Origin of the sequence: Nocardioides sp. cx-173 (assembly GCF_021117365.1) — a bacterium.
In the GTDB taxonomy this organism is placed as follows: domain Bacteria; phylum Actinomycetota; class Actinomycetes; order Propionibacteriales; family Nocardioidaceae; genus Nocardioides.
On the sequence record NZ_CP088262.1, the window covers coordinates 2,151,531 to 2,177,851 of the forward strand.

The 26,321-nt window shown below is 73.4% G+C and carries 29 protein-coding genes, 1 pseudogene and 1 riboswitch; of the genes and pseudogenes, 20 read left to right on the top strand and 10 right to left on the bottom strand.

Annotated elements, in window-relative coordinates:
• Window positions 1-3: 3 nt before the first annotated feature.
• The 4 genes and pseudogenes from LQ940_RS10415 to LQ940_RS10430 all read right to left on the bottom strand — a co-directional run.
• Window positions 4-471 (bottom strand): annotated as a pseudogene (locus LQ940_RS10415) (type III polyketide synthase); the annotation flags it as partial.
• Window positions 472-611: 140 nt separating this feature from the next.
• On the bottom strand, window positions 612-1,520 hold the full coding sequence (locus LQ940_RS10420; RefSeq protein WP_231244536.1) for a sucrase ferredoxin: 909 nt from the start codon (window positions 1,518-1,520) through the stop codon (window positions 612-614).
• The gene (locus LQ940_RS10425) at window positions 1,517-2,644 is read right to left on the bottom strand and encodes a cupin domain-containing protein (RefSeq protein WP_231244537.1); all 1,128 of its coding nucleotides are present in this window, start codon (window positions 2,642-2,644) and stop codon (window positions 1,517-1,519) included. The genes LQ940_RS10420 and LQ940_RS10425 overlap by 4 nt, the downstream gene beginning before the upstream one ends.
• 2 nt (window positions 2,645-2,646) lie before the next feature.
• A complete protein-coding gene (locus tag LQ940_RS10430; protein WP_231244538.1) occupies window positions 2,647-2,832 on the bottom strand; it encodes a hypothetical protein in 186 nt (61 codons plus the stop codon).
• Between the two features lie 210 nt (window positions 2,833-3,042).
• Here LQ940_RS10430 and LQ940_RS10435 point away from each other — a divergent pair, with 210 nt between their 5' ends.
• From LQ940_RS10435 to LQ940_RS10460, 6 genes are all read left to right on the top strand, one after another.
• Complete coding sequence (locus LQ940_RS10435) at window positions 3,043-4,161, top strand: alpha/beta fold hydrolase (protein WP_231244539.1); 1,119 nt, start codon at window positions 3,043-3,045, stop codon at window positions 4,159-4,161.
• 10 nt (window positions 4,162-4,171) lie between these two features.
• Window positions 4,172-4,948 carry an IclR family transcriptional regulator domain-containing protein gene (locus LQ940_RS10440; protein ID WP_231244540.1) on the top strand — a complete coding sequence of 259 codons (777 nt, stop codon included), beginning with the start codon at window positions 4,172-4,174 and terminating at the stop codon, window positions 4,946-4,948.
• A gap of 66 nt (window positions 4,949-5,014) precedes the next feature.
• Window positions 5,015-6,196: a thiolase family protein gene (locus LQ940_RS10445; RefSeq protein ID WP_231244541.1), complete on the top strand. Its 1,182-nt coding sequence runs from the start codon at window positions 5,015-5,017 to the stop codon at window positions 6,194-6,196.
• Window positions 6,193-6,858 (top strand): 3-oxoacid CoA-transferase subunit A, encoded by a 666-nt coding sequence (locus tag LQ940_RS10450; RefSeq protein ID WP_231244542.1) that lies wholly within the window; start codon window positions 6,193-6,195, stop codon window positions 6,856-6,858. Before LQ940_RS10445 ends, LQ940_RS10450 begins: the two co-directional genes overlap by 4 nt.
• A complete protein-coding gene (locus LQ940_RS10455; RefSeq protein ID WP_231244543.1) occupies window positions 6,855-7,484 on the top strand; it encodes a 3-oxoacid CoA-transferase subunit B in 630 nt (209 codons plus the stop codon). Before LQ940_RS10450 ends, LQ940_RS10455 begins: the two co-directional genes overlap by 4 nt.
• 9 nt (window positions 7,485-7,493) lie before the next feature.
• A complete protein-coding gene (locus tag LQ940_RS10460) occupies window positions 7,494-7,736 on the top strand; it encodes a hypothetical protein (protein ID WP_231244544.1) in 243 nt (80 codons plus the stop codon).
• On the opposite strand, the gene LQ940_RS10465 is transcribed toward LQ940_RS10460, so the two are convergent.
• Both LQ940_RS10465 and LQ940_RS10470 read right to left on the bottom strand, forming a co-directional pair.
• Complete coding sequence (locus tag LQ940_RS10465) at window positions 7,733-8,443, bottom strand: hypothetical protein (protein WP_231244545.1); 711 nt, start codon at window positions 8,441-8,443, stop codon at window positions 7,733-7,735. The two genes, LQ940_RS10460 and LQ940_RS10465, sit on opposite strands and share 4 nt — an antisense overlap.
• On the bottom strand, window positions 8,440-8,817 hold the full coding sequence (locus tag LQ940_RS10470; RefSeq protein ID WP_231244546.1) for a nuclear transport factor 2 family protein: 378 nt from the start codon (window positions 8,815-8,817) through the stop codon (window positions 8,440-8,442). The genes LQ940_RS10465 and LQ940_RS10470 overlap by 4 nt, the downstream gene beginning before the upstream one ends.
• Window positions 8,818-8,867: 50 nt before the next feature.
• Between LQ940_RS10470 and LQ940_RS10475 the strand changes: the two genes are divergently transcribed.
• Window positions 8,868-9,338: a GAF domain-containing protein gene (locus LQ940_RS10475; protein ID WP_231244547.1), complete on the top strand. Its 471-nt coding sequence runs from the start codon at window positions 8,868-8,870 to the stop codon at window positions 9,336-9,338.
• Window positions 9,339-9,344: 6 nt separating this feature from the next.
• On the opposite strand, the gene LQ940_RS10480 is transcribed toward LQ940_RS10475, so the two are convergent.
• A complete protein-coding gene (locus LQ940_RS10480) occupies window positions 9,345-10,595 on the bottom strand; it encodes a DUF1501 domain-containing protein (protein ID WP_231244548.1) in 1,251 nt (416 codons plus the stop codon).
• Between the two features lie 7 nt (window positions 10,596-10,602).
• Window positions 10,603-12,177 carry a DUF1800 domain-containing protein gene (locus LQ940_RS10485; RefSeq protein WP_231244549.1) on the bottom strand — a complete coding sequence of 525 codons (1,575 nt, stop codon included), beginning with the start codon at window positions 12,175-12,177 and terminating at the stop codon, window positions 10,603-10,605.
• Window positions 12,178-12,408: 231 nt separating this feature from the next.
• On the opposite strand from LQ940_RS10485, the gene LQ940_RS10490 reads away from it, so the two are divergent.
• The 13 genes from LQ940_RS10490 (at window position 12,409) to LQ940_RS10550 (ending at window position 25,312) form a co-directional block, all read left to right on the top strand.
• Window positions 12,409-13,755 carry a hemolysin family protein gene (locus tag LQ940_RS10490; RefSeq protein ID WP_231244550.1) on the top strand — a complete coding sequence of 449 codons (1,347 nt, stop codon included), beginning with the start codon at window positions 12,409-12,411 and terminating at the stop codon, window positions 13,753-13,755.
• Complete coding sequence (locus LQ940_RS10495; protein ID WP_231244551.1) at window positions 13,752-14,813, top strand: hemolysin family protein; 1,062 nt, start codon at window positions 13,752-13,754, stop codon at window positions 14,811-14,813. Before LQ940_RS10490 ends, LQ940_RS10495 begins: the two co-directional genes overlap by 4 nt.
• 95 nt (window positions 14,814-14,908) lie before the next feature.
• Window positions 14,909-15,523: a CDP-alcohol phosphatidyltransferase family protein gene (locus LQ940_RS10500; protein WP_374229549.1), complete on the top strand. Its 615-nt coding sequence runs from the start codon at window positions 14,909-14,911 to the stop codon at window positions 15,521-15,523.
• Window positions 15,516-16,454 carry a DUF881 domain-containing protein gene (locus LQ940_RS10505; protein ID WP_231244553.1) on the top strand — a complete coding sequence of 313 codons (939 nt, stop codon included), beginning with the start codon at window positions 15,516-15,518 and terminating at the stop codon, window positions 16,452-16,454. The genes LQ940_RS10500 and LQ940_RS10505 overlap by 8 nt, the downstream gene beginning before the upstream one ends.
• A complete protein-coding gene (locus LQ940_RS10510) occupies window positions 16,451-16,783 on the top strand; it encodes a small basic family protein (protein ID WP_231244554.1) in 333 nt (110 codons plus the stop codon). The genes LQ940_RS10505 and LQ940_RS10510 overlap by 4 nt, the downstream gene beginning before the upstream one ends.
• Entirely contained in the window at window positions 16,776-17,513 is a 738-nt protein-coding gene (locus LQ940_RS10515; protein WP_231244555.1) for a DUF881 domain-containing protein, read from the top strand. The genes LQ940_RS10510 and LQ940_RS10515 overlap by 8 nt, the downstream gene beginning before the upstream one ends.
• Before the next feature lie 69 nt (window positions 17,514-17,582).
• Window positions 17,583-17,969 (top strand): glycine cleavage system protein GcvH, encoded by a 387-nt coding sequence (gene gcvH, locus LQ940_RS10520; protein ID WP_231244556.1) that lies wholly within the window; start codon window positions 17,583-17,585, stop codon window positions 17,967-17,969.
• A 123-nt stretch (window positions 17,970-18,092) separates the two neighbouring features.
• The gene (locus LQ940_RS10525; RefSeq protein WP_231244557.1) at window positions 18,093-18,638 is read left to right on the top strand and encodes an FHA domain-containing protein; all 546 of its coding nucleotides are present in this window, start codon (window positions 18,093-18,095) and stop codon (window positions 18,636-18,638) included.
• 2 nt (window positions 18,639-18,640) lie between these two features.
• Window positions 18,641-19,390 (top strand): transcriptional regulator FtsR, encoded by a 750-nt coding sequence (ftsR, locus tag LQ940_RS10530; RefSeq protein WP_308217441.1) that lies wholly within the window; start codon window positions 18,641-18,643, stop codon window positions 19,388-19,390.
• Between the two features lie 62 nt (window positions 19,391-19,452).
• Window positions 19,453-19,929 carry a bifunctional nuclease family protein gene (locus LQ940_RS10535; RefSeq protein WP_231244558.1) on the top strand — a complete coding sequence of 159 codons (477 nt, stop codon included), beginning with the start codon at window positions 19,453-19,455 and terminating at the stop codon, window positions 19,927-19,929.
• Window positions 19,930-20,103: 174 nt separating this feature from the next.
• Window positions 20,104-20,706, top strand: coding sequence for a MerR family transcriptional regulator (locus LQ940_RS10540; protein WP_231244559.1), 603 nt, complete (start codon window positions 20,104-20,106; stop codon window positions 20,704-20,706).
• Window positions 20,707-20,939: 233 nt separating this feature from the next.
• A riboswitch (glycine riboswitch) is annotated at window positions 20,940-21,092 on the top strand.
• An 87-nt stretch (window positions 21,093-21,179) separates the two neighbouring features.
• Window positions 21,180-24,047, top strand: coding sequence for an aminomethyl-transferring glycine dehydrogenase (gene gcvP / locus LQ940_RS10545; RefSeq protein ID WP_231244560.1), 2,868 nt, complete (start codon window positions 21,180-21,182; stop codon window positions 24,045-24,047).
• On the top strand, window positions 24,044-25,312 hold the full coding sequence (locus tag LQ940_RS10550) for a serine hydrolase domain-containing protein (protein WP_231244561.1): 1,269 nt from the start codon (window positions 24,044-24,046) through the stop codon (window positions 25,310-25,312). Before gcvP ends, LQ940_RS10550 begins: the two co-directional genes overlap by 4 nt.
• Before the next feature lie 4 nt (window positions 25,313-25,316).
• On the opposite strand, the gene LQ940_RS10555 is transcribed toward LQ940_RS10550, so the two are convergent.
• Window positions 25,317-25,706, bottom strand: a complete 390-nt coding sequence (locus LQ940_RS10555; RefSeq protein ID WP_231244562.1) for a hypothetical protein — start codon at window positions 25,704-25,706, stop codon at window positions 25,317-25,319.
• Window positions 25,703-26,254: a hypothetical protein gene (locus LQ940_RS10560; RefSeq protein WP_231244563.1), complete on the bottom strand. Its 552-nt coding sequence runs from the start codon at window positions 26,252-26,254 to the stop codon at window positions 25,703-25,705. The genes LQ940_RS10555 and LQ940_RS10560 overlap by 4 nt, the downstream gene beginning before the upstream one ends.
• Window positions 26,255-26,321 lie beyond the last annotated feature (67 nt).

Below are 26,321 nucleotides of genomic sequence, written 5' to 3' on the forward strand. Positions count from 1 at the left end.
CGAGACGTCGTCGCGCTGCACCGTCAGCGAGCAGAGCTCGACGGCCACCAGCACGGCGACGTCGGCGGGGTGGCCGATCAGGTAGTCGTGCAGGCGCGCGATCCCGGCCGCACCGGCCACGCAGCCCAGGCCGACCAGCGGCAGGCGCTTGACGTCGGGGCGCAGCCCCACGACCGCGGCAATGCGGGCGTCCAGGCTCGGCACCGCAAGGCCGGTCACCGTGGCCGACACGATCAGGTCGACGTCCGAGGGCGTGAGGCCGGCTGCCTTCAGCGCGTCCACGACGGCCCGGGACCCCAGCTCCACGGCGTGCTCGAGGAACAGGTCGTTGGCCTGGCCGAAGCCGCTGAGCCCCCCGTACGACTCCAGCGGCAGGACCAGGCTGCGCTGCTCGACCCCGGCGTGGCTGTGGAAGCGGCGCAGCAGCCCGCTCGTCGAGCCCCCCGTGGGCGACCACCCGGGCGAAGGCATCGGTGATCTCGTGCTGGGGGTAGGTGTGCGCGGGCAGGACGCCGCGGACCGAGAGGATCTCCATGGGCACCACTCCTTCGTCACGGGCGGTGCCGTGGCGCCGCTGTGCCGCAGCCAGTACCCACGCCGGCCCGAAGCGATCAGTCCCGGCGGCGCAGGCCCAGCAGCTCGTGCTGGGGGACCGGGTTGTCCCGCGTGGCCTTGCAGGTGAGCTGCAGCAGCTCGGCGCCGGGCGCGGTGCGCACCCGGACCTCCCAGTGGTCGGCGCCCACGGCGAACACCGCCTCGGTGACCCCGTCCCGGACCTGGCGCGAGACCAGCCGCACGGCGGCGTCGCGGGTCTCGCCCAGAGTGCGGCGCAGGGCGATCTCGGCGAACTGGACCGGCATCGCGTACGCCGATCTGCCGCGCAGGTGCTCCAGGTCGACCTGGCCGGCGGCGTGCCCGTCGGCCACGGCGAGCGCGGAGACCGCGTCGAGGCGTCCGTAGTAGAGGCCCTGCGGCAGCACCAGCAGGTTGCCCGCGAACCGGTCGCCGCCGATGTGGGAGACCTCCCAGGTCTCCTCGGGATGTGCGGCCGCGAGGGCGGCCACGACGGGGCGACCCCGCTCGGCGCAGCAGGCGTCGTGCCGGCCGTGGGTGCACACGCACAGCAGCGCGGCGTCGTACGGCGTGAGGCCGGGGGACCGGCCCGCCCCCAGGGCCGCCAGGTCGAGGTCCAGCAGCTGGTGCGGGTCGGCCAGGACCGTCGTCTCCACGAAGGAGCGGGTGGGGTGCGCGAAGGCGGCGAAGACCTGGAGCCCGTCGTGATGGGTACGCCGGTCGGGCCGCCGCACGAGCAGCGGGCGGACCTGGGCCGCCTCGGCTGCCCGGGCCACCGAGTCGCCGAGCCCGTCGGGCAGCCGGGCGTCGCGCAGCGCGTCGACGCCCCAGGGGCCCGGGTGCTCGATCAGCAGGAAGGCGCGCACGGTGGAGGCCGTGCCGGCAGCAGGCTCGTTGCGGAGCGTGCTGGCCCGCGCGCAGCGGAACGCGGGGTCGCGTGAGGTCACGAGACGACCTCGAGCAGCCCTTCGCGGACGAGGCGTCGGCAGAGCACGAGCCGACTCTGCGGGTCCAGGTCGAGCAGGTCGCCCGGCGTCAGCTCCCGGCGGGCGCGGAGCTCGTCGAGGGCCGGTCGCAGCCAGGCCGGCATGTCGATGGAGCGGTCGCCGAGCAGCACCTCCACCCGGTCGCCGCGCGGGAGCACGACGCAGGGGTGGCCGGGGCGGCGGCGCAGTCGGGTGTCGTCGGCGAGGTCGCCGACCGCGAGAACGTCGCGCAGGCCCCCGGGCAGGCGCGGGCTGCGGGTGGTGAGGAAGCGGCGTACCTCGGCCTCGACGGCCGCCGACGCGTCGAGTCCGCGGACCTCGGCGGCCAGGGCCTCCAGCCGTCGGTCGAGCTCGTCGGCCAGGGCGGCCGGGTCCTCCAGGTAGCCCGCGGGCAGGTGCTCGTCGGGCACGGCGGCGACGAGGGAGGCCAGGCTGCGCTGGACCAGGCCGCGCCAGGTCAGCTGGTTGATGCCGAGGGTCACGTGCAGGGAGACGGTCTCCTGGGCCCGGGCCGCGTGGGGAGTCCCCGTGGGCAGGTACATCGACGCGCCCGGCTCCAGCAGCGCGTCCTCGACCCCGTCGGGGCCGTGGACCTCCCACTGCTTGGACCCGGCGGTCTGGAGGACGAAGACGTCGTGGGAGTCGGAGTGCACCGCGAAGCCCTGGGCGCCCGGGGGCGTCAGGTAGGCGTTGGCCTGGCAGGGGTGCCCGAGCTCCAGCTCGAGCTCGGCGACCAGGCGCGTGATCGGCTCCCAGTAGCGGTGCAGGCCCTGCAGCACGACGGTCGCGCCGCCCTCGAACAGGGCGAGCACCTTGCGTGGGTCGACGAGCCCGGTCAGCGGGCGCCCGGCGAGTGTCGCCCCGCGCGTGTACGACGACTCGGGCAGCACGGCGCCGTCCTGCGCCAGCCGGACCGACGGGGTCCGGATGGCCGAGGACGTGAGCAGGGCGTCCACGTCGTCGAGCGACAGCAGGGCGACCAGCCGCTCGGGATCGGCGCGGTGCAGGTGCGCGCGGGACGCCCAGACCTTCGTCACAAAGGTCTGGGCGTCACCGCTGAGCAGGTCGAGCGCGGAGGCGGGCACGGTCAGGATGCGTCGCCGTCCGTGCCGTCGGAGTCGGTGCTGTCGGTGCCGTCGGAGTCCGTGGTGTCGGTACCGTCCGCGTCGCCGCCGTCGGTGCCGTCGGCGTCGGTTCCGGGCGGGGTGGGGTCGCCCGCGGGGCTGGTGGTCATGTCGTCGTCGCCGAGCGGCTCTTCCGGGGTGGTCGTCATGCGTCCTCCTGTGTCCGAAGTGGCGGGCCGCCCCGACGGGGCGGCCCGGGTGCAGTCTGCTGCGGCCTCCCCCCGCCCGACAAGGCCGGTGGGCGTCACGGCGCGGCCCGGTACCCGGGGCCCGCCACCCTCAGTCAGCCCCGGCGGCGAGCCCCCGGGGTGCCCCGGGCAGGCTGGTCGGCGACGTCCTCACCCCAGCCAGGAGGCCCCATGACCCCCGCCGTCACCGCCGTTCGGATGAGCGGCGCCGCGCACCGCGCCGAGCTGCCGCTGCTCGTGCTCGGCCCCTCCCTGGGCACCACCGCCGCCACGCTGTGGGGCGAGGCGGCCACCCACCTCACCGACGCCTTCGACGTCCTGGCCTGGGACCTGCCCGGCCACGGCCACAACCGGGCGGTGCCCGAGGAGCCCTTCGACCTGGCCGCGCTCGCGGCCGGGGTGCTGTCGGTCGTCGACGAGGTCCTGCTCCAGCGCGACGAGGTGGGCGCGAGCTTCTCGTACGCCGGCGACTCGGTCGGCGGTGCCGTGGGGCTGCAGCTCCTGCTCGACGCTCCGGGGCGGGTGCGCGACGCGGTCCTGCTCTGCACGGGCGCCCGGCTGGGGGAGCCCGCGATGTGGCGCGGCCGGGCCGCTCAGGTCTCGCTGTCCGGGACCCAGGTGCTGGTCGCCGGGTCGACGGAGCGCTGGTTCGCGCCCGGCTTCGCCGACCGCCGCCCCGAGGTGGCCTCGGCCCTGCTGCGGGCGCTGACGGAGACCCAGGACGCGGGCTACGCCGCGGTGTGCGGCGCACTGGCGACCTACGACGTGCGCGACCGGCTGGGCGAGATCGCCGTGCCGGTCCTCGCCGTCGCCGGGTCGGCCGACCCGGCGACCCCGCCGGCCCTGCTGCGCGAGGTCGCGGAGGGCGTGCGCGACGGCCGGCTCGTGGTGCTCGACGACGTCGCCCACCAGGCGCCCGCCGAAGCACCGGAGCGGGTCGCCCGGCTGGTACGCGAGCACGCACTGGGCGAGGCGCCGGCATCGCCCGCCTTCACGCGCGACTTCCAGGAGCTCCTGGGCGAGTCCGGCTGGGAGGCCGTCCGGGCACGCCCGGGCCTGGACCGGCGCAGCCGCTCGCTGATCGCGCTCACCGCCCTCGTGGCGCGCGGGCATCACGAGCAGCTCGCAGCGCACGTGCGCGACGCCCTGCGTGAGGGGCTCACCGTCGGAGAGTTGGAGGAGCTCCTGCTCCAGACCGCGGTCTACTGCGGGGTCCCCGATGCCGACGCGGCGTTCCGGGTCGTGCAGCGGGTCGTGGTGGAGGGCCACGGGCCGTCGGGGCCGGTCTAGGCTCGCGCCCATGACCGAGCAGCGACCCGCGGGGGAGATGTTCGTGCGGTCACTGGCGCGGGGGCTCGAGGTCATCACTGCGTTCGACGCCGAGCACACCACGATGACGCTCAGCGAGGTCGCCGTCCGGACCGGGCTCAGCCGGGCAGCCGCACGGCGCTTCCTGCACACGCTGCGCGAGCTCGGGTACGTGCGGCTCGACGGCGCGCACTTCGCGCTGACCCCGCAGGTGCTGCGGCTCGGCACGGCCTACCTCTCGGGGCTCGGCCTGCCGCAGCTCGTGCAGCCCCACCTGGAGCGACTGACCGGCGAGGTCGGGGAGTCGACGTCGGCGGCCGTGCTCGACGGCCCGGACATCGTCTACGTCGCCCGGGTCGCGACCCGGCGCATCATGACGGTCGGGATCACGGTCGGCACCCGCTTCCCGGCGTACGCCACCTCGATGGGCCGGGTCCTGCTCGCCGACCTGACCGAGGCCGACCTCGACGGCTACCTCGCCGCCACGCCGCTGGTGCCGTTGACCGAGCGGACCCTGGTCCGGCCCGACGCCCTGCGCGCCGAGCTGCGGCAGGTCCGGGAGCAGGGCTGGGCGGCGGTCGACCAGGAGCTCGAGGTCGGGTTGTGCTCCGTGGCCGCGCCGGTGCGCGACGCGTCGGGTCGCGTGGTCGCGGCGCTCAACATCTCCACCTCGGCGCTGCGCACCGGGTCCCTGCCCGAGGCCTACGTGGCCCGGGTGGTCGACGTCGCCCGCGCGGTCTCCGACGACCTCGCCCACGCCGGCCGCTGACGGAGGTTCCGCTAGGATGTTCGTGACGCGGACGGACGTTCGCACAACGAACACTCCGGGGGACTCGTGTCCAGCTCGTTCCTGTACGCCGCCGCGCGTACGCCGTTCGGCCGCTTCGGCGGCGCGCTCGCCGCCGTGCGGCCCGACGACCTGGCCGCGGTGGCCCTCCGCGGGGTGCTGGCGAGGACGCCGGGCCTCGACCCGGCCGCGATCGCGGACGTGGTCTGGGGCAACGCCAACGGCGCGGGGGAGGACAACCGCAACGTCGGCAGGATGGCGGTGCTGCTCGCCGGGCTGCCGGTCTCGGTGCCGGCCACGACCGTCAACCGGCTGTGCGGATCCTCGCTCGACGCCGCGATCATCGCCTCGCGCCAGGTCGAGTCCGGGGACGCGGAGGTGGTCCTCGCCGGAGGCGTCGAGTCGATGACCCGCGCGCCCTGGGTGCTGCCCAAGCCGTCGCGCGCCTACCCGGCCGGCCACGTCACCGCGGTGTCGACCACCCTGGGCTGGCGCCTGGTCAACGAGCGGATGCCGGCCGAGTGGACCGTCTCGCTGGGCGAGGCCAACGAGCAGCTGGCGGAGCGGTTCGCGATCGGTCGCGACCGGCAGGACGAGTTCGCGGCCCGATCCCACCGCCTCGCCGACGAGGCCTGGACGGCCGGGTTCTACGACGACCTGACGGTCGCCGTGCCCGGGGTGGGGTTGGCCCGCGACGAGAGCATCCGGGCCGGCACCACGCCGCAGCGGCTCGCCGGCCTCACGCCGTCGTTCCGCCCGGACGGCACGATCACCGCCGGCAACGCCTCGCCTCTCAACGACGGCGCCTCGGCGCTCGTGATCGGCTCCGAGGCGGCCGCCGACACGATCGGCGTCGCGCCGCTCGCCCGGATCGCCGGACGGGGCGTCCACGCGCTGGAGCCGCAGGGCTTCGGCTTCGCCCCCGTCGAGGCCGCGCACCAGGCGCTGGCGCGCGCGGGCATCTCCTGGGACGACGTGGCCGCGGTCGAGCTCAACGAGGCGTTCGCCGTGCAGTCGCTCGCCTGTGTGGACGCGTGGGGGATCGACCCGGAGATCGTCAACGCCAAGGGTGGTGCGATCGCGATCGGCCACCCGCTCGGCGCCTCCGGAGCCCGGATCCTCGGCACGCTGGCGCACCGGCTGCGCGAGTCGGGCGACCGCTGGGGCGTGGCCGCCATCTGCATCGGTGTCGGCCAGGCGCTCGCGGTGGTGCTGGAGAGCCAGGCATGACGCTGGTCTTCGAGGGTCGGGCGGGCGCCGACGAGGCGGTCGCGGACGTGGCGGACGGCGCGACGGTCCTGGTCGGCGGGTTCGGGATGGCCGGCATGCCCGTCGACCTCGTGGACGCGCTGATCCGCCAGGGCGCCACCGATCTGACCGTCGTCTCCAACAACGCGGGCAACGGCGACACCGGGCTGGCCGCGCTGCTCGCCCGGGGTCGGGTGCGCAAGGTGGTCTGCTCGTTCCCCCGGCAGCACGACTCCTGGGTCTTCGACGGCCTCTACCGCTCCGGTCGCATCGAGCTCGAGCTCGTGCCCCAGGGCAACCTCGCCGAGCGCCTGCGCGCGGCGGGGGCGGGGATCGGCGCGTTCTTCTGCCCCACCGGGGCCGGTACGCCGCTCGCGGAGGGCAAGGAGACGCGCGAGATCGACGGGCGCACCCACGTGCTGGAGTACCCGATCAAGGGCGACGTCGCGCTCATCGGCGCCCACCGCGCCGACCGCGCCGGCAACCTGGTCTACCGCAAGACGGCCCGCAACTTCGGGCCGGTCATGGCGACCGCCGCCACCACGGTGGTGGCGCAGGTCGGCGCCGTGGTCCCGACGGGCGCCCTCGACCCGGAGGCCGTCGTCACCCCCGGCATCTACGTGGACCGGGTGGTCGTGCGATGAGCCTCACCAAGCGCGAGATGGCGCAGGTCGTGGCCCGTGACATCGCGCCGGGCTCGTTCGTCAACCTCGGCATCGGCCAGCCCACCATGGTCGCCGACCACCTCGCCCCCGGCTGCGGCGTGGTGCTGCACACCGAGAACGGCATGCTCGGCATGGGTCCCGCGGCGACCGGCGAGGACGTGGACCCCGACCTCACCAACGCCGGCAAGCTCCCGGTGACCGAGCTGCCCGGCGCCGCGTACTTCCACCAGGCCGACTCGTTCGCGATGATGCGCGGCGGTCACCTCGACGTCTGCGTGCTCGGAGCGTTCCAGGTGTCGGCGGCCGGCGACCTCGCCAACTGGCACACCGGCGCGCCGGACGCCATCCCGGCCGTGGGCGGGGCCATGGATCTCGCCATCGGCGCCAAGCAGGTGCTGGTGATGATGACGCTCTTCGCCAAGGACGGCACCCCCAAGCTCGTGCCCGAGTGCACCTACCCGCTCACCGGCCGGGGCTGCGTCGACCGCGTCTACACCGACCTGGCGGTCTTCGACCTCACCCCGGACGGCGTCCGGGTGCGCGAGACGTTCGGCATCGGGCGCGAGGAGCTGGCCGCGCGTCTCGACGTCCGGGTCGCGGAGTAGGTTCCTCGCATGAGTGAGCCCTCCGCGGACGAGTCCGCCGACGAGACCCGCATCGACCGGCGCGCCACGCTGCTCCCGGAGGAGCAGGACGCCGGCAGCGACGACCCGCACGCGCAGGCCGAGGCGATCCTGGCCGAGTCCGACGAGCGCACCAACGCGCCCGAGGAGACCCGCCACGAGTCGACCCAGACGCCCGACGACCCGCAGGCCACGCCCGGCCACCAGGCCGAGGCCGCCGCCGAGACGGATTAGCCGCCCGGCGGCGACACGAAGAAGTAGGTCGTCAGCGCGTAGCCGGCGGCGTTCAGCAGCTCGGCGAGCGGCTGGTCGGTCGGCCTCTGGGTCACCACCGAGACGGTCGCGCCTCGGCGCGCGGCGGACTGCTCGGCGTTGCGCAGTGCGTCGGCGTCGGCCACGGCGGTGATCAGCAGCACCGGGCCACCCGGGTCGTAGACCGGGGGAGCGGGCACCAGCTGGGCCTCGGCGCCCGCGATGGACAGGCGCGGGTCCTCCGAGACCACGTTGAGCCCGGTGCCGGGCTCCAGGTCGCGGTGCCACCACAGCTCGGCCGGCTCCAGGCCCAGGTCGAGCGCGGCGTCGAGGCGCTCGCTCTCCATGGCCGGCACGACGAAGCGCACGGGCGCCAGGGCACTCGCCTCGCGCAGCAGGGCCACCCCCTCCGTCGCCCAGCACGCGACCGGGTCGACCACCATGTCGTCGACCACCAGATGAGGTCCCGGGTGCAGCGCCACGAGGAAACCGTGCTCGCTGCGCAGGGTCAGCGTGGCGGCATCGTCGATCAGGTGGGAGAGGAAGGCGCGATGGCGATCGACGGCGTCGGCGGCGGGCCGCCAGAACCGAGGGGCGTGCGGAGCCAGACGTGCCCGGCGGGCACGCGTGAGCTCGACCGCCCAGTCGAGGTCGTCGTGGGTGAGGGGTCGTACGTCGTCGATGCTCACCCTTCGACGACGACGTCCTCGTCGGACCAGAAGGCGCGCATGCTGAGGATCTTGCCAGCGTCGTCGAAGGTCATGACCTCCAGGGGTGCCAGGTGGTGGCGCTGCTGGCCGAGCCGGGTGACGATCTCGAAGTGGAAGGCCGCCTGTCCGGCGCAGGCGCGCAGCGTCAGCAGCTCGGTGGTGAGCTCGAGTCCCTCGAGGCTGGCGTAGAGGGCGCCGATCTCCTCGTGCCCGCGCCGCACCGGCGACCCGACCGGGTCCTCCACCGTCGCGTCCTCGGCGTACAGGGCCAGGATCTCCGACGGCGTGCCCGTCGCCACCAGGTCGACGTAGCGCCGCACCGTCGAGCGGATGTCTTCGTTGGAGGCGACCATGCGGGCATGTCTACAACAGGCTCCCGTCCGGCGCCACCTACGCTTCGACGATGCAGGACCCCGGCGTCTTCCGCGCTCCGCTGCGCTCACGACGCGACGACGTCGACCACGCCCTCGCCGTGGACCACGCCCTGTCGCTCGGGATCTGCGGTGTCGGCGGCGTTCTCGACCAGCGGCCGGCCACCCTCGCGGACGCACTCATCGCCGTCGACGCGGCGTACGGCGAGCGGGTGGCGCGCCGGCTGGAGCGCTTCGCGGCCGTCCCGGACGGCGCGCAGGTCTGGACCCGTCGGCCCGCCGGCCCCTTCCACCGGGGCTGGCTCGCCGGTGCGTGGAGCTACGACGCCAGCCCGGCCGCGGCGACACTGGACCTGCCCCACGTCCGGCCCTGCGACTGGGACCCCGAGCCGTGGGAGGAGCACCGGGTGCCGGCGGCCGTGGCCCACACCTTCCGCCGCGGCGGGCGCAACTTCCAGCGCATCCGCGCGGCGAGCTTCCAGCCGCCGGGTCGCAGCGGCTAGCTCCGGCTAGGTCGAGGTCATCAGGCCGAGCGCGGTCGGGGTGAATCCCGGGAAGACGGTCGCGGTCGAGGACCCGAAGCGGGTGGAGACGACCTCGCTCAGCACGCTGCGGTAGTCGGTGGTGACCCGCAGATCGGCGTCGTCGTCGCGGGTGAGACCGGGCCAGGTGCCGTAGACCTTGCCGCCCTTGACCCCGGCGCCGGCCACGAACATCACGTTGCCGTAGCCATGGTCGAGGCCGTAGTTGTCGTTCTCGACGGTCCGGCGCCCGAACTCGCTGAGCACCACGAGCGTCACCTTCGCGGCCTGGCTGCCCAGGTCCGCCAGGAACGCCGCGACCGAGCGGGCCAGGTCGTCGGTGTTGTCGACCATCCGGCCCCATTCCAGCGTCCCGAGGTCGCTGTGCATGTCCCAGTCGCCCTGGTCGACCGTCAGCACCTCGACCCCGACGTCGCCGCGGATGATCCGGGCGACCGACGCGAGCGCGCGACCCAGGTCGCTGCGGGGGTACGACGCGCTGTTGTCCGCGGCGCGCACGACGGGCTGGAAGGCGCCCAGCGCCGAGAACGTCGAGCGCATCGCGGTGCCCAGTGGGCTGCGGTCGGCGTCCCACATGGTGTGCAGGGAGCGCTTGCGCCCGTCGCGGACGACCCATTCGTCGTCGCCGGGGATCGCCATGTCCTTGACCGAGTCGCTCGACATCACCGGCTCACCGCCGAACAGCGAGGCCGGCACCACCCCGGTGCCGATGCTGAACCCCTGCAGGGGCGAGGAGCCCGGACGGGTGCCGATCAGCCGGTTGAGCCAGCCGACGCGCTTCGTTGAGCCGGGGTCGGCGTCCTCCACCTCCTCCATGGCAGCGAAGTGCGAGCGGTTGGGCGCGGGGAGCCCGGTGGCCTGGACGGCCGCGAGCCGGCCGGAGGTCCACAGCGGCACGAGCGGGGCCAGCCCGGGGTGCAGCCCGAACATCTCGTCGGCGACGAGCAGCTGCGCCTGGGGGATCGCCAGGCGAGGACGGGCCTGGTAGTAGACCGGGTCGCCGTGGGGGACGACGAGGGAGAGGCCGTCGGCGGCGCCGCGCAGCGACAGCACCACGAGCACCGAGGAGGCGGTGGCCGCGGCGGCCGGGGCGGCGGTCACGACCGCGGAGCCGATGGCGGTCGAGGCGCCCGCGAGGGCGATCGCGCAGGAGAGGAGCCCACGGCGCGAGACCGCACGGAACTCCTCGCAGCAGGCGGTCTCGCTCGGGTCGGTCATGGCCTCGTCACTTCCTGAGGTGGTACGGCGAGTCGAGCAGGGTCGTCAGCAGTCGCGGCATGCTCCACCGCACCAGGTCGTGCTCGCGGGTGATGACCTCTCGGCGCCCGACCCCCACGGCCTCGCTGCAGGCCTTGAGCAGGGTGGCGGTGGAGCGGCGGCCGAGCAGCTGCTGGCACAGGTGGTCGACGAGCATGTCGAAGCGGATCCGCCGCCGGGGGAGCCACTGGCCGGGCCGCCGGTAGCCGGTGCCGGCCGTGGGCCACCATCCGCCGCTGAGCGTGTAGTGCAGCTCGAGCGAGGCGATCATCCGCGAGGGCGAGGACCACGAGGCGCTGTCGACGGGCTGGCCGTCGGCGCGGGGCCACTCGAACGGCGTCGTCCCGAGGGCTGCGGTCTGCCACAGGATCGCGTTGGCGGCGTACTGCTCCCCGCGCTCGCCCTCAGGCGGCCGGGCGATCCGGACCCGCAGGGCGCGGTAGGTGGAGACGGCGTCCTCACCGGGGTCCTTCACCTTGAGCCCGGCCGACGCCCGGAACCCCCGGTGCGCGACCAGCGCGCGCAGGACCGGCTTGATGGCGGTGTCGTGGGCGAGGTAGACCGCGGCCAGGTGGTCCACCAGCGACTGGGGCGGGTCGTCGCGCACGAACTTGCAGGCCAGCTTGCGCGCGATCCGCTGGGCGGTCGCGGGGTGGCGCGCGAGATGGCGCAGGTAGCGGTGGGTGAGCTCGCGACCGTCCGCGGCGGCGTTGGGATCGTGGAACCCCATGACCCGGACGGGGCCCGTCCAGTGCCGCTCGGGCTGGTACGACGCCCGCCAGGTGCGCCACAGGTCGACACTCCAGCCCGTGAGGATGCGCGCCGAGGACTTCACGTCGTCCTCGGTGAACCTGCCGCGACCGACGGTGTGGAGCTCGAGGAGCTCGCGGGCGAGGTTCTCGTTGGGCCGCCGCTTCGTCGACACGGCCTGGTTGAGGTACACCAGCATCGCAGGGTGGGTGATCGCCTCGCGCAGCAGGTCCTCGTAGGTGCCCAGCGCGTGGCGACGCACCAGGTCGCCGTACGGCACCCGGTGGGTGAACTGCGCGTCGCCGTTGACCGGCACATGGAGGTGGTTCTCCCAGAACTCCGTCATCACCTCCAGCACTTGGTGCTGGCCACGGGTCCGGCGCAGCAGCAGGTAGCGCTGGTAGTCCTCCATGACCGCCCAGCCGTACTCGATCTCGCTCGTCTGGCGCGACCACAGCTCCTGCGCGCCGCGGTCGAGGCCCGACCACCACGTGCGCAGCGAGGCGGCGGTCGGGTCCGGGATCCGCTCGGGCGCCAGCTGCCACTCGAACCACCGGCGCGCACCGCCCCGGCGGCGCACCTGCGCCGCGAGCGCCGGGGTCAGCCCGTAGGAGAAGCGGCCGACCAGGTGCCGGTCGGGTGCGGTGAGGAGCTTGGCCCCCGGGAAGCGCGCGGGGGTCCAGGGCCCGGCGTACGCCGGAGCGGCCACGGCGCCGCCGACCGCTCCCGCGACGCCCAGCGCGCCGGCACCGCCGAGCAGGCTGCGGCGGGTCGGGGCGGGCGACGAGCTCATCGAGTCTCCTGGCTGCCCCGGGACCGAGTGCGGGGACCGGCCCAGGATAGGCAGAGTGGCGCCCACGGCGCGCCGACACGGCGAAGCCGGCCGGGCCGCACCGCCGAAGCGCACGCGGGCCCGTCCTGCGTCTAATATTGTGCGCTCCCCGGCCCTCGACCCTTAAGGACCCTGAGCTCCCGCCATGGACGGCTCTCAAAGTAGCTCGCTCTCCGCCCACGGAGAGCGCCCGTGACCCCCCTGCTCCTGCTCGCGATCGCCCTGCTGCTGATCGTGATGTGCGGCGTCTTCGTCGCCGCCGAGTTCGCCTTCGTCACCGTCGACCGCGGCCAGGTCGAGCGGCTGGCCGCCGAGGGCGACGCCAGCGCCCAAGGCCTGCTCAGCGGGTTGCGGTCGCTCTCCACCCAGCTCTCGGGCGCTCAGGTGGGCATCACCGTGACCAACCTCGGCGTCGGCTTCCTCGCCGAGCCGGCCATCGCCGACCTCATCGACGGCCCGCTGCACGACGTCGGCGTCCCCGACGGCGCGGTGAGCCCGCTCGCGATCGGCATCGGCCTGGTGACCGGCACCGTGCTGACCATGATCTTCGGCGAGCTGGTGCCCAAGAACCTGGCCATCGCGATGCCCCTGGCCACCGCCCGGGCCACCCAGCGGCCGATGCGCTGGTGGACGGCGGTCAACCACTACCCGATCCGGCTCCTCAACGGCTCGGCCAACGCCGTCGTGCGCCGCCTGGGCATGGAGCCGCAGGAGGAGCTGCGCTCGGCGCGCAGCTCCACCGAGCTGGCCTCGCTGATCCAACGCTCCGCCGACATCGGGACCCTCGACGCCGACACCGCCGAGCTGATGGAGCGCTCGGTGGAGTTCGGGACCCGCACCGCCGGCGAGATCATGACCCCTCGCGTGCGCACCCGCAGCCTGGAGGCCAACGACCGGGCGAGCGCGGTGATCGAGCTGACCCGCCAGACCGGGCACAGCCGGTTCCCCGTGCTCGACGCCGACGACGCGGTCGTCGGCACCGTCCACGTCAAGAACGCCGTCGCCCTGCCGCTGCACGAGCGGGCCACCACCAAGGTCAAGCACCTGATGGCCAAGCCCATCGTCGTGCCCGACTCGCTGCGCCTGGACCCACTGCTGGCGCTGCTGCGAGAGGACGGCTTCCAGATGGCCGTGGTCCTCGACGAGTACGGCGGCCACGCCGGCATCGTGACCCTGGAGGACGTGGTCGAGGAGATCGTGGGCGACATCGCCGACGAGCACGACCGCCTGGGCGCTCGTGCCCGGCAGCGCCGCGACGGCAGCTGGTCGCTCTCGGGGCTGCTGCGCCCCGACGAGGTGGAGGACCTCACCGGCATCGCGCTGCCCCCGGACGAGGACTACGACACGATCGCCGGCCTGGTGCTCAAGGTCGTGGGCCGCGTGCCGGAGAACGGCGACATCGCCGAGGTGCCCGTCCCGGACCTGAGCGACCCCGACGAGCCGCGCGAGCAGCTCGCGGTGCTGACCGTGGAGCACATGGACGGCCTGCGGATCGACCGGGTCGGGCTGCGCGTGCTCGAGGGCGAGGACGAGTCATGAGCGACACCACGGCCCTGCTGGTCGCCGTCCTGCTGCTCGCCGCCAACGCGTTCTTCGTCGGCGCCGAGTTCGCCATCATCTCCGCTCGCCGCACGCAGGTCGAGCCGCGCGCCCACGCGGGGTCCCGCATGGCCCGCACGACCCTGCGCGCCATGGAGAACGTCTCGCTGATGATGGCCGGCGCCCAGCTCGGCATCACGATCTGCTCGCTCGGCCTCGGTGCCATCGGCGAGCCGGCGGTGGCGCACCTGCTGGAGCCGGTGTTCGAGGCCCTCGGCGTCCCGCACGACCTGCTGCACCCGGTCGCGTTCGTCCTGGCGCTCCTGATCGTGGTGTTCCTGCACGTCGTCCTCGGCGAGATGGTCCCGAAGAACATCGCGCTGGCCGGTCCCGACCGCGCGGCGCTGGTGCTCGGTCCGCCGCTGGTCGGCATCGTCACGGTCCTGCGCCCGCTCATCGCGGGCCTCAACTGGATCGCCAACACGACGCTGCGGCTGATCCACGTGGAGCCGCGCGACGAGGTGACCTCGACGTTCACGCGGGAGGAGGTGGCCGCCCTCGTGGAGGAGTCGCGCGGGGAGGGGCTGCTCGCGGAGGGGGAGTACGACCGGCTGTCCGGCGCGCTCGGCTTCACCGAGAAGACGGTCGCCACCGTCGTCCTGGCTCCCGACACCCTGACCACCGTGCTGCGCGGGTCCTCCCCGGCCGACGTGGAGGCGCTGTGCGCCAGCACCGGCTTCAGCCGGTTCCCGGTGGCGAGCGAGGCCGGTGAGCTGATCGGCTACCTGCACATCAAGGACGTGCTGGAGCCAGACGAGGCACGGCGCGAGCTGCCGATCGAGGACAAGTGGATCCGGCCGTTCGCTCCGGTCACGCCCGACGACCAGCTCCAGGACGCGCTCGAGACGCTGCAGCGTCGTGGCGCGCACATGGCGCGGGTGGTCGACGCCGAGGGCACGACCTTGGGCCTGGCCACGCTCGAGGACGTGATCGAGGAGCTGGTCGGTGAGATCCGGGACGCGGCGCACCACGACGCGCCTCAGGAGGCGGCCGGCTAGACACAGGTCACGTCCGGCCCCCCGCCCTCGCCGGGCAGGAGAGGTCCGGCGGCTAAAGTGTCGGCCACCAGGCTTACCCAAGCACCTCGACAGGAATGCAGGCACCAGTGGCGGACGACTCGGCGCGCGAAGGCCGCGTCTGGACGGTTCCCAACCTGCTCAGCGCCCTGCGGCTGGCGGGGGTGCCGGTCTTCCTGTGGCTGGTCCTCGGCCCGGAGGAGGACGGCTGGGCCCTGGCGCTGCTCATGGTCTCCGGCCTCACCGACTTCCTCGACGGCTGGCTGGCGCGACGGCTCAACCAGCAGTCGCTGGTCGGCCAGATCCTCGACCCGGTGGCTGACCGCCTCTACATCCTCGCCGTCGTCGTGGGACTCGCGCTGCGCGACGTGATCCCGTGGTGGATGGCGATCTCGCTGCCGCTGCGCGACCTGCTCATGTGGGGGCTGGTGCCGCTGCTGCGGACCCGCGGCTACAGCGCCTTGCCGGTGCACTTCCTGGGCAAGGCGGCCACCTTCAACCTCCTCTACGCGTTCCCGCTGCTCCTGCTCGGGGACGGTGAGGGGACCGTCGCGGTGCTGGCCCGGGTGTGCGGGTGGGCGTTCGCCCTGTGGGGCATCGGCCTCTACTGGTGGGCCGGCGTCCTCTACGCGTGGCAGGTGAGGAAGCTGCTGCTCACGACCGAGCGTCGTGAGGCGGTCCAGGATGTCTGAGCGCCCCGAGCCGCCCCCCGAGCTGCCCCCTCGCGTGACCCTCCCACTGCTGGACCTGATCCAGCGCCAGGCACTGGACGAGGACTACCTGCTCGCGGCCGAGCGGCGCGCCGCCCGGGCCGAGGAGGGCCGGACCGAGGGGGGCCGCACCGCCGAGGGCGGGGGCGGGTCCCCCGCGGCGACTGGAGCCGCCCGAGCGCCCGGGCCGCGCCGCGTGGCCGCCGTCGCCGTGGCCGTGTTCGGGATCATGGCCGCGACCGCGGCGGTGCAGACCCAGCGCAACGCCGGCGTACGCGACGAGGGTCGCGCCAGCCTGGTCGCGCGGATCGAGGACCAGAACGAGCGGGTCTCGCGCATGCAGGTGCGCATCGCCGACCTGCGCGAGGAGAACGCCGACACCGAGGACGCGCTGCGCCGGCTGGGCGAGCGCGAGCAGGCACTCACGCCACGGCTGCGCCGCCTCGGCGTCCGCACCGGCTTCACCCCCACCCAGGGGGAGGGCATCCGGGTCACCGTCAAGGACGCCGAGACCGGCGACCTCGACGGCACGGTGCGCGACGAGGACCTCGCCCTCCTGGCCGACGGACTCTGGGCGGCCGGCGCCGAGGCCATCGCGATCAACGGACAGCGGCTGACCGCGCTCAGCGCCATCCGCACCTCGGGTGTGCCGATCGAGGTCAACGGGGTGGGCATCGCCTCGCCCTACACCGTCCTGGCGATCGGTGACCGAGGCAGCCTGCAGGCCACACTGCTCGACACCAGCAGCGGGATCGCGTTCGACAGCCTGTCGCGACGCTTCGGGTTCACCTACGACCTGCAGAATGAGGAGGACATGTCCCTGCCCTCCGGTCCCCGCTCCTTCCTGCTGCTCCGCTCGGCGGCCGAGGACACGGGCCAGGACCGCCCCCAGCCGAAGGAGTCGCCCTCGTGATCGCCGTGCTGGGCCTGGCCGTGGGCATCCTCCTCGGCATCTACCTCAAGATCGACGTGCCGCTGGGCTTCGAGCAGTACCTGCCGATCGCGGTGGTGGCGGCGCTCGATGCGGTCTTCGGTGGGCTGCGCGCCTACCTCGACGGCATCTTCGACGACAAGGTGTTCGTCGTCTCGTTCGTCAGCAACGTGGTGATCGCCGCGGGCATCGTCTACGTCGGCGACCAGTTGGGCGTCGGGGGCCAGCTCTCGACCGGCGTGATCGTGGTCCTCGGCATCCGGATCTTCTCGAACGTCGCGGCCATCCGAAGGCACCTCTTCCATGCCTGAGCCGGACACCTCGCCGGGGCGTCAGCGGCTGTGGCAGGCGCTGACCACCGCGTCGCGCCGCCAGGTCGTGGTCGCGGTGCTGCTCGGCCTGGTGGGCTTCGGCGCGGTCACGCAGGTGCAGAGCAGGGGAGTGGACGACTCCTACTCCGCGCTGCGTCAGCAGGAGCTGATCGACCTGCTCAACAGCCTCGCCGGCACGACCCAGCGCGGAGAGGCCCAGATCGCCCGGCTGGAGGCGACGCGCGAGGACCTGCAGTCGGTGACCAGCCGCCGACAGGCCGCCCTGGAGCAGGCGGAGTCCGAGGTGGACACGCTCTCCATCCTCGCCGGGCGGGTCCCGGTCACCGGTCCCGGCATCCGGATCACCATCACCGAGGTCGACGGGCAGGTGCAGGTGGCCTCGCTGATCGACACGATCCAGGAGCTGCGCACCGTCGGTGCCGAGGCGATGCAGGTCAACGGCGAGGTGCGGCTCATCGCGCAGTCGTCCTTCACCGACGTGTCCGGCGGCATCGCCATCGACGGCGTCACCGTGGAGTCGCCCTACGTCGTCGACGTCATCGGCGATCCCGACGTGCTCGCCGGCGCGATCACGTTCCCGCTCGGGCCCCGCGCCAAGCTGAAGGCCGACGGTGCCGAGCCGGAGGTCGAGAAGCTGACCTCGCTGGACATCGAGTCGGTGGTGGAGCCGGTGCAACCGGAGTACGCCGAACCCGGCAACGGGCAGTAACCTGCAGCACGACCACCCAGGCTGTTTCCGCGCCCGAGGGCTCGGGCCTCGACCGGAGGAGATCCCGCTTTGTACCCCGATGACCTGAAGTACACCGTCGAGCACGAGTGGGTCCGGTCTCCGGGCGAGCACGAGGGGTCGGTGCGGATCGGCATCACCGACTTCGCGCAGGACGCCCTGGGCGACATCGTCTACGTCTCGCTGCCCGACGTCGGCGACACCCTCGAGGCCGGGACGACCTGCGGTGAGCTGGAGTCGACCAAGTCGGTCAGCGACATCTACGCCCCCGTGACGGGCGAGGTCGTCGCGCGCAACGAGTCGCTCGACGCGACCCCCGAGCTGGTCAACAGCGACCCGTACGCCGGCGGCTGGCTGTTCGAGGTGGTCCCCTCGGACCCCGCGCAGCTCGACGACCTGCTCGAGGTCGACGCGTACGTCTCGACCCTCGACGGCTGATCCGTGGACCGGCACGGATCGACTTGATCCGTGCCCGCCGACTGATAGGTTCGTTGCCCAACCGTCAACCTCAACCCTGCCTTGAGGGTTAAGTGGGTACGACGCCGACCGGAGGATGATTCGATGCCGTTCTGCACCGCGTGTGGCAGGCAGAACCCGGACGACGCCCGCTTCTGCGCGCAGTGCGGCACCAGGCTGGTGAGCGTGGACAGCAGTGGCGTGTCCACCGACTCCTTCCCGGGGCCCGGCGAGTCGGTGGGGGACTCCACCGCCACCATCCAGATCGGCACCGCAGGCGAGCGGGCCGAGACCTCCGACCGCCAGCTGAACCCCGTCGACGCCGCCGCGGTCGACGCGCTGCCGACCGGCCACGCGCTGCTCGTCGTGCAGAAGGGCCCGGGCTCGGGCAGCCGCTTCCTCCTGGACGCGGACGTCACCCACGCCGGCAGGCACCCGGACAGCGAGATCTTCCTGGACGACGTCACGGTCTCGCGCCAGCACGCCGTCTTCGACCGGACCTCCGAGGGCTTCACGGTCAGCGACGTGGGCAGCCTCAACGGCACCTACGTCAACCGCGACCGGATCGAGAAGGTCCAGCTCAAGGACGGCGACGAGGTGCAGATCGGCAAGTACCGGCTGGTCTTCTTCTCCGGGCACGAGGACGCCTGAGCGTGTCGGCCTCCTCGGCGCCGAGCAGCGCGGCCGGTGGCTCGCGCGCGCGCATGAACATCGGGCAGGTGCTCGACCAGCTCCGCGCCGACTATCCCGGCATCACCATCCCCAAGATCCGCTTCCTGGAGGACAAGGGGCTGATCAAGCCCGAGCGCACCCCCTCGGGCTACCGGAAGTTCTCCGCCGCCGACGTCGAGCGGCTGCGCTACGTGCTGCGCATGCAGCGTGACCACTACCTGCCGCTGAAGGTCATCGGCGAGCACCTCGACGCCATCGACCGCGGGCTGGAGCCGCCGCCGATCGAGGCGGTCGTCCCGACGGTGCCGACGGTCGCGCTCGCGGCCGACGGCCTGCCCAGCGCCGAGTCGTTCGCCCGCCGGGACTCGCTGCGCCTCTCGCGCCGTGAGCTCGTCAAGATCGCGGGCATCACCGACGAGCTGCTGGTGCAGCTGGAGCAGTTCGGGCTGGTGAGCCCGCGCACCGGCACGGGCCACTTCGACACCGACGCGCTGGTCATCGCCCAGACCGCGCGCGAGCTGGCCGAGTTCGGCTTCGAGCCTCGGCACCTGCGCGCGTTCAAGACCTCCGCCGACCGCGAGATCGGGCTCGTCGAGCAGGTCGTGGCTCCCCTCAAGAACGGCCGCGACGCCGCCGCGCGCGCGCGGGCCGACGACGCCGTCTCCGAGATCGCGGCCCTCTCCGTGCGGCTGCACGCGACGCTGGTCAAGGCCGGGCTGCGCTCGAGCTGAGCGCCGTACCCCTGCCGGTGCTGGGCGTTCCGGCCTCTCCGGGGCGGGAGTAGGGTGGTCGTATGCGGGAAGTCGATGTCATGGGAGTCCGGGTGGAGATGCCCTCCAACCAGCCGATCGTCCTGCTGCGGGAGGTCTCGGGGGAGCGGTACCTGCCGATCTGGATCGGGGCCGTCGAGGCCACGGCGATCGCGTTCGCCCAGCAGGGCGTCGTACCCCCACGACCGCTGACGCACGACCTGATGAAGAACGTGCTCGAGGCCATCGGCACCGAGCTCACCGAGGTCCGCATCACCGACGTCAAGGACGGCATCTTCTTCGCCACCCTCGTCTTCGCCACCGGCACCGAGGTCAGCGCCCGTCCCTCCGACTCGATCGCCCTCGCCCTGCGCACCGGCACCAAGATCGTCTGCGCCGAGGAGGTGCTCGACGAGGCCGGCCTCGCCGTCCCGGCCGAGCAGGAGGACGAGGTGGAGAAGTTCCGGGAGTTCCTGGACCACGTCACGCCCGAGGACTTCGAGTCCACGCCCGAACAGTGACCCTCAAGTAGAGGTTGAGGGTTGCGACACGCCGCGGTTGTCTTTGACCGGCCCGGCGTTCGGGCTTACCTTGGGATGTCTCTGTTGTAACTCCACCGTTGTGGTTGTGCCCTCCCGGGTCGGCCCGTCCTTCCCCGGAGCTACGTTCAACGGAGTAGACCCACGGAGGACCGTGTGAACGAGCACCAGCCTGAAGCCGGCACGAGCGCGGACGCAGTCGAGGCCGTCGAGGCCGCCGAGGAGCAAGGCCTCCTCTTCACCGACGACGTCTCGCCGCTGCCCAGCGACCTGGGCTATCGAGGTCCGACCGCGTGCAACGCCGCCGGCATCACCTACCGCCAGCTCGACTACTGGGCCCGCACTGGCCTGATCGAGCCCACCGTGCGCGGCGCCACCGGCTCCGGCTCGCAGCGGCTCTACTCCTTCCGCGACATCTTGATCCTCAAGGTCATCAAGCGCCTGCTCGACGCCGGCATCTCGCTGCAGCAGATCCGCACCGCGGTCTCGCACCTGCGCGAGCGCGGTACCGACGACCTGACCCGCGTCACGCTCATGAGCGACGGCGCCTCGGTCTACGAGTGCACCAGCAACGACGAGGTCATCGACCTGCTCCAGGGCGGCCAGGGCGTCTTCGGCATCGCCATCGGCGGGGTCTGGCGCGAGATCGAGGGCACCCTCGCCGAGCTCCCCAGCGAGCGCGCCGCCGACGACACCGCCGCCACCCCGTCGGCCAACGACGAGCTCGCCGCCCGCCGCGCCGCCCGCCAGACCGGCTGACCGCCTTCTCCAGCTCCGGCGGACTCGCCACCCTCGAGGTGGCGGGTCCGTCGTCATTTCGGCTCGCGCTCCCGGCCGGTCGGCCCGCGGTTTGGTCACAAACCGCAGGAATCGGCGAGGAGAACCTGCGGATTGTGACCAAACCACGGGCCGGACCCCCACCCCGGGGCCCCACGACACGAGACGAGGAGTCCAGGTGGGGAGGGCCGGGTTGCTAGGCTGGCCAGGCTGACTGATCCCGCACGGGAGAGTCTTCGCTCGCCGGCCAGGCACCTCCGCGTCACCCAGGCACCATCAGCACTTTCGTACGACGGCCGTCGGGAACGGAGCGCCGAAGGGGCAATTCCTCCCCGGAACCTCTCAGGCGCCAGGACCGTGCGGAGCAGGCAACTCTGAAGGGGCGACGCCGTCCCGACAGAGGGGGAGGGCGCAGGTGCCCCACGACCTCGACCCCGCTGCCTGAGGAGACCCCCGTGTCCGACCACCCCAGCCTCACCGACCTCGACGGCGCGCTGCCGTTCGTGGAGCGGCACATCGGCCTACGCCCCGCCGACGAGCGGGCGATGCTCGACCGCCTGGGGTTCGCCTCGCTCGAGGAGCTGATGGAGGCGGCGGTGCCGGGCGGGATCCGCGCGGCCGCCGAGCTGGACCTCCCTGCGGCGCTGAGCGAGGAGGCGGTGAGCAAGGAGCTGCGCAAGATCGCCGCCGCCAACCGGCCCGGCGAGGCGATGATCGGCTTGGGCTACCACGCCACGATCACCCCGCCCGTGGTCCGGCGCAACGTGCTCGAGGACCCGAGCTGGTACACCGCCTACACGCCGTACCAGCCGGAGATCTCGCAGGGCCGGCTCGAGGCGCTGCTCAACTTCCAGACCGTCGTGGGCGACCTCACCGGCCTGCCGACGGCCAACGCCAGCCTGCTCGACGAGGGCACCGCCGCGGCCGAGGCGATGACGCTGGTACGACGGGGCAACCGCAAGGCGGCCGGCCCCTTCGTGGTCGACGCCGACGCCCTGCCCCAGACCATCGAGGTGGTCCGCACCCGGGCCGAGGGCATGGGCATCGAGGTCCTCGTCGCCGACCTCTCCGCAGGGCTCCCCGAGGGGGAGCTCAGCGGCGTCCTGGTCCAGTACCCCGGCGCCTCCGGGCGGATCCTCGACCCCCGGCCCCTGATCGAGGCCGCGCACGAGCGCGGCGCGCTGGCCGTCGTGGCCGCCGACCTCCTCGCGCTCACGCTGCTCGAGGCGCCGGGCGCGATGGGCGCCGACGTGGTCGTCGGCTCCTCCCAGCGCTTCGGCGTCCCGCTCTTCTACGGCGGTCCGCACGCCGGCTTCATGGCCGTCGGCCAGGGCCTGGAGCGGCACCTGCCCGGCCGCCTGGTCGGGGTGTCGGTCGACGCCGAGGGCCGACCCGCCTACCGCCTCGCCCTGCAGACCCGCGAGCAGCACATCCGGAGGGACAAGGCGACCTCCAACATCTGCACCGCCCAGGTGCTGCTGGCCGTCGTCGCCTCGATGTACGCCGTCTACCACGGCCCCGACGGCCTGCGCGCGATAGCGACCCGCACCCACCGCTACGCCGCGGTGCTGGCCGCGGCGCTGCGTCAGGGCGGCCTCACCGTGGCCCACCAGGAGTTCTTCGACACCGTGACCGTCGTGGTGCCGGGGCGCGCCGCCGAGGTCCAGGCCGCCGCCCGCGCGCTGGGCATCTATGTCCGCCTGGTCGACGACGACACGGTCGGCATCTCCACCTCCGAGTGCACCACGGGCTCCACGATCGGCGGCCTGCTGCGGGCCTTCGGGCTCGCCGTCGACATCGACGCGGTCGACCAGGCCACCGGCGACGCGCTGCCCGAGGCCCTGCGGCGTACGACGCCCTACCTCACGCACGAGGTGTTCTCGAGCCACCACAGTGAGACCCAGATGCTGCGCTACCTGCGCCGGCTCTCGGCGCGCGACTACGCGCTGGACCGCGGGATGATCCCGCTCGGCTCCTGCACGATGAAGCTCAACGCCACCGCGGAGATGGAGCCGATCTCGCTGCCCGGCTTCGCCGACCTGCACCCCTTCGTGCCGGCCGAGGACGCGCTCGGCTACCGCAAGCTGGTCGAGCAGCTGGAGGGCTACCTGGCCGAGGTCACCGGCTACGACCGGGTCTCGATCCAGCCCAACGCCGGCTCGCAGGGCGAGCTCGCCGGGCTGCTCGCCATCCGCGGCTACCACCGGGCCCACGGGGAGGCGGCCCGCGACGTCTGCCTGATCCCGTCGTCGGCCCACGGCACCAACGCCGCCTCCGCGGTGATGGCCGGCATGCGGGTCGTCGTGGTCAAGGCCGCGGACGACGGCACCGTCGACCTCGACGACCTGCGCGCACAGTGCGAGCGGCACGCCGCCGACCTCGCCGCGATCATGGTCACCTACCCCTCGACCCACGGCGCCTACGAGGACACGATCACCGAGCTCTGCGAGATCGTGCACGCCCACGGCGGGCAGGTCTACGTCGACGGCGCCAACCTCAACGCGCTCCTGGGCTACGCCAAGCCCGGCGAGTTCGGCGGCGACGTCTCCCACCTCAACCTGCACAAGACCTTCTGCATCCCGCACGGCGGCGGCGGCCCGGGCGTCGGCCCGGTCGCGGTGCGCGCGCACCTCGCGCCGTACCTGCCCTCCCACGCGATGCACCCCGAGGAGGACAAGCGCAGCGGCATCGGCCCGATCAGCGCGGCGCCGTACGGCTCGGCGGGCATCCTGCCGATCTCGTGGGCCTACATCCGGCTCATGGGCGGCGCCGGGCTCACCCGGGCCACCGCCAGCGCGGTGCTGTCGGCCAACTACGTCGCGGCGCGGCTGGGGGAGCACTTCCCGGTGCTCTACCGCGGCCACGGCGGGCTGGTCGCCCACGAGTGCATCCTCGACGTGCGCGGCCTGACCAAGGAGACCGGGGTCAGCGTCGACGACGTCGCCAAGCGCCTGGTCGACTACGGCTTCCACGCCCCGACGATGTCGTTCCCCGTCGCCGGCACGCTGATGGTCGAGCCCACCGAGTCCGAGGACCTCGCCGAGATCGACCGGTTCTGCGAGGCGATGATCGCGATCAAGGGCGAGATCGACCGCGTGGGGGCGGGGGAGTGGTCCCCGGAGGAGTCGCCGCTGCGCGGAGCGCCGCACACCTCGCGCGCCCTCGTCGGCGACTGGGAGCGCCCGTACTCCCGGGAGCTGGCGGTCTTCCCGACCGGCGTCGACCCCGACAAGTACTGGCCGCCGGTCGCCCGCATCGACCAGGCCTACGGCGACCGCAACCTGCAGTGCTCCTGCCCGCCGCTGGAGGCCTTCGCCGAGTGAGTGCCGACCGGCAGGCCCGGCTGGTCGCCGTGCAGGCGGCCGGCCGCCTGCCCTCGGTCGTGGCCGGGGTGCTCCGGGAGGGCGAGCTCGCCTGGACCGGCACGGTCGGCGGGTCGCTCGCCGATCGCTACCGGATCGGGTCGATCACCAAGACCCTCACCGCGGTGGCCGTCCTCCAGCTGCGTGACGAAGGGCTGCTGTCCCTCGACGACCCCATCGGGGCCGTGATCCCCGAGACCGGGTACGCCGCCGCGACGGTGCGCGAGCTCCTGTCGCACACGTCGGGCATGCAGAGCGAGCCGGTGGGCTCGTGGTGGGAGCGCTCACCCGGCGTGGACTTCGCGACCCTGGTCGCGGCCAACGACGGCTCCGGCGCGGTGCTGCCACCCGGCGAGTTCCACTACTCCAACCTCGGCTACGGCCTGCTCGGCGAGGCGGTCGCCCGGCTGCGTGGCGTGCCCTGGTGGGAGGTGGTGTCGCAGCGGGTCCTGGCGCCCCTGGGCATGGCCGACACGACGTACGCCGACGAGGCGCCCGCCGCGCAGGGGTGGAGCGTGGACCACTTCGCCGGCACGCTGACGCCCGAGCCGCATCACGACACGGTCGCCATGGCGGCGGCCGGCCAGCTCTGGAGCACGGTGGCCGATCTGGCCCGGCTCGGCGCCTTCCTCGCCGCCGGCAACCCCGACGTGCTGGCCCCCGCCACGCTGCGCGAGATGACCGAGCCCACCAGCCAGACCTACGGCCTGGGGCTGTGGCTGGCCGACCAGGACGGGCGTCGCTGGGTCGGACACCCCGGCTCCATGCCCGGCTTCCAGGCCTGCCTGTTCGTCGACCCGGCCACCGGAGACGGGGTCGTGGCGCTGTCGTCCTCGACGACCGGGCTCGACGCGCGCCGCCTCCCGCACCTGCTGCTCGGCGAGGATCCGCTGCCCGACGTGACGCCCTGGGTGCCGTCGACCGACGTACCCGAGGCGGTGGCCGAGCTGCTCGGCCTGTGGTTCTGGGGCAACAGCGCCCAGGAGCTGCGCTGGCACAACGACACCCTGCACCTGCGCAGCCTGGCCGCCGGCGAGCTGACCGACGTCTTCGAGGTCCGCGACGACCGGATCGTCGGCGTCGCGGGCTACCACCGAGGCGAGACCATGCAGGTGGTGCGCCGCCCCGACGGGTCCGTCTCCCACCTCGAGTGCGCGACGTTCGTCTTCACCCGCACCCCCTACGACCCGCTGGCCCCGATCCCGGGCGGCGCTCGGTCCGGCTGACCGCTCAGGAGTGGAGTCCCTCCGGGGGCGGTCCGGACCGGTCGCCGAGGGCGGCGACGAGTGAGGCCAGGCCGAGGAGGAGTGCGAGCGCGACCAGCGCCCACGACCAGCCGTTCACGAGGTGGCCGGCGCGGGCCTGGGCGCCGACCAGGCTGGCCAGCTGCACCGTCACGGCGACCACCCAGGGCCACGGGCTACGGCGGACGGCCAGTGCGGTCGCGGCGAGCACGACGGGCGAGAGTAGGACCCAGGCCAGCCAGGCGGCGTAGCCGGGATGGCCGTGGCTGCGCAGCCACTGCGCCAGCTCGACCACGTCGGCCCCGTCGGCGAGGACCGCGTACGCCGTCAGAGCCGCGATCGCCACGAAGGCCGCGGCGCTCAGCCGGAAGATCAATCGCCGTCCTCGCCGACCATCTGGCCGTCCTTGACCCCGGCGATGCAGGACCGGCCGTCGTCCTCCTCGACGAGCAGGACCAGGTCGAGCGTCCTGCCCTGCAGCGCCTCCTCGTCGCTGGTGGCTTGCACCCGGAAGCTGCCGGTCGCGTCGCCCTCGACATCGCTGATCACGTAGTCCATGTCGGGGTCGTCGGTGCCGGCCTCCTGCTTGCCCTCGGCGATCAGGAAATCGAGCTGGGCACGCTGATTCTCGGTCGGGGCCTTGCAGAGCAGGTCGATGCCGGCGCCCACATCGAGGTCCTCGGCGGCCTCGACCGCCTGGTCGGCGACCTCCTGGACGCTCGAGGCGTCACCACCGGTGAAGGCGAAGACCGCACCGCCGATGCCCAGCATCAGCACGAGCACGCCGCCGGCGACGTACCAGCCGAGCCGCGACGGCGACGACGGCGGGGGACCGGCCGCAGGAGGCCCGGCCGGAGGCGGCCCTGAGGGCGGCGGCGACGGAGGACCGGCGGGCGGCGGGCCGGGGGACCGGGAGTCGGACATGTCCTGCATGGTGCCGTTCGCCGACACACCTCAAACCTGCCCGCTCAGGAGTGGGCGTCCCAGAGCC